Origin of the sequence: Ilumatobacter sp., assembly GCF_049588435.1 — a bacterium.
Taxonomy (GTDB): domain Bacteria; phylum Actinomycetota; class Acidimicrobiia; order Acidimicrobiales; family Ilumatobacteraceae; genus Ilumatobacter_A.
Genome location: NZ_JBAVYV010000173.1, coordinates 1 through 2,093 on the forward strand (window position 1 = coordinate 1; position 2,093 = coordinate 2,093).

At 68.0% G+C, this 2,093-nt stretch carries 3 protein-coding genes; all 3 read left to right on the plus strand.

The features are described 5' to 3' along the window. Window positions 1-757: ABC transporter permease subunit (locus tag WBV89_RS06350; protein ID WP_423980493.1), on the plus strand; the 757-nt coding region annotated here is incomplete at its 5' end. 1 nt (window position 758) lies between these two features. Beyond that, entirely contained in the window at window positions 759-1,685 is a 927-nt protein-coding gene (locus tag WBV89_RS06355) for an ABC transporter permease (RefSeq protein ID WP_423980494.1), read from the plus strand. 16 nt (window positions 1,686-1,701) lie between these two features. After that, a partial coding sequence (locus WBV89_RS06360; RefSeq protein WP_423980495.1) for a sulfite exporter TauE/SafE family protein occupies window positions 1,702-2,093 on the plus strand: 392 nt, incomplete at its 3' end.

The following is a 2,093-nucleotide window of genomic DNA, read 5'->3' on the forward strand; positions in this document are numbered from 1 at the left end:
CTTCGGCGCGGTCGGGGGTGGGGCATGGGCCGGAATCGCCGCCGGCCTGCGGGCATGGCGCAACGTGCCCGAGGTGCTCACCACGCTGCTGTTGACCTTCATCGCGTTCCCGCTGCTCACCTTCGGCCTCGGGCAAGCGGCGTTGATCGCCGATCGCGACACGACGCGCCAGAACCAACTGAACACCGGCGAGATCATCCCGGGCAGTGCCTTGCTGCCCGACATCGAGGTCTTCGGCAACTCGATCGACTCCGGCTTCCTGGTTGCCATCGGTCTGTCGGCCGTTCTCGCCTACTTCGTCAGCCGCACACTGCTCGGGACCCGGGTCGACATGCTCGGCTTCAACCCGCGCGCCGCACAACGCTTCGGTGTGGCGGCCGGTCCGCTCTCGGCAGCGGTGTTGGTGGGGTCCGGAGCGACCGCCGGCGTGGCAGGAGCGGTGTTGCTCACCGGTGGCGCCGCTGGCGATCGTCTGGTGTTCGGCTTCTCCGGAAACTTTGGCTGGGACGGATTGCTCGTGGCGCTCCTCGCCCGCAACCGGATCGTGGTCGCCCTCCCCGTCGCGCTGATCTTCGCGATGCTGCGCACCGGGTCCAGTTTCCTCGCGTCGACCGGAGTCGACCGCAAGGTGACCGAGGTCGTCCAGGCGCTGTTGGTTGTCGCCCTGCTCCTGCCCCCGGCGCTCATCTTCCTCCGCGACCGTCGTCGATCGCTTCGATCGACCGCCACCCCGATGACCACCCCGGAAGCGGGCTGACATGTTCGACGCACTGGGCACGTTGCTCTCCTCCGAAGCGCTCTACGTCAGCGCCTTCCAGTTCTCGGTTCTCTTCGCGTTCGCCGGTTGCGGCGAGTGGGTCGCCGAGCGTGCCGGAACCCTCAACATCTCGGTCGAGGGCATGCTCATCGGCGGCGCCTTCGGTGCGGTCGTGGGGCACCAGATGACGTCGTCGGCCATCGTCGGGCTGTTGGTCGGCGCGCTGTTCGGCCTGTTGATCGCGTCGCTCCAGGCGAACCTCAGCCACCGACTCACGGCGAATCAGTTCGTCGTGGGACTCGCGCTGAACGTCCTGGTGCTCGGCTTGACTGCGTTCCTCGACTCCTCGATCGGCTTCGACCCGGCCCACGCGAAGGTGATCGAGATTCCGGTTCTCATCGACCTCCCGTTGATCGGCGAGGCACTCTTCGGTCGTCCGTGGCCCGCGTACCTCATCTATCCGCTCGTACCGCTGCTGTGGTGGACCGTGTTCCGCACGCGGTGGGGACTCGAGGCGCGCTCGGTCGGCGAGAACCCACAGGCGGCCGACGTGTCGGGGATCGACGTCAACGCCCGTCGTCGCCAGGCGATCTACATCACCGGCCTGTGCTGCGGCATCGGTGGCGCATTCCTCGTGCTCGGCCAGGTCGGCACGTTCCAGGCCGGGATGGTGAACGGCCGCGGCTACATCGCGCTCGCAGCGGTGATCTTCGGCGGCTGGACCCTGCGCGGAACGATCATCGGATGCGTCCTGTTCGGGTTCGTCGAGGCGAGCACGATCTCGATTCCGGCGAACGGCTACTCGATCGACCCGTTCATCCTGGAGGCGGCGCCATATGTCGTCGCTCTCACCGTCGTGCTCGCGTTCGCGACGCGCGTCCGCCAGCCGCGGGCGCTCGCGCAGCCGTTCGTGCGCGGCCTGACGTGACACCCGAGTTGTTCCGGTGACGTTCTGGGAAGTGTTGCTGCTGGTCGGTGGCGGCCTGGCAGCGGGAGTGATCAACACGATGGCAGGCGGCGGCTCGGCGCTGACCGTCCCGCTGCTGGTGCTGGCCGGCGTGCCCGGCAACCAGGCCAACGGCTCGAACCGCGTCGGTGTGCTCGCGGCGAGCGGAGCCGCGGTCGCCGCGTTCCGACAGGAAGGGATCGACGGCCTGAAGGGCTCGCGCGCGATCCTCGTGCCGACCGTGGTCGGGTCGTTGGTCGGGTCGTTCGGGATCAGTCAGGTCGCCGACGAGACGTTCGAGACGATCTTCGGGTACCTGCTGATCCCGATCATCTTCCTGACCATCTTCAAGCCGAAGCCCGCCGTCGGTGCCGTCCCGTGGTCCACGGG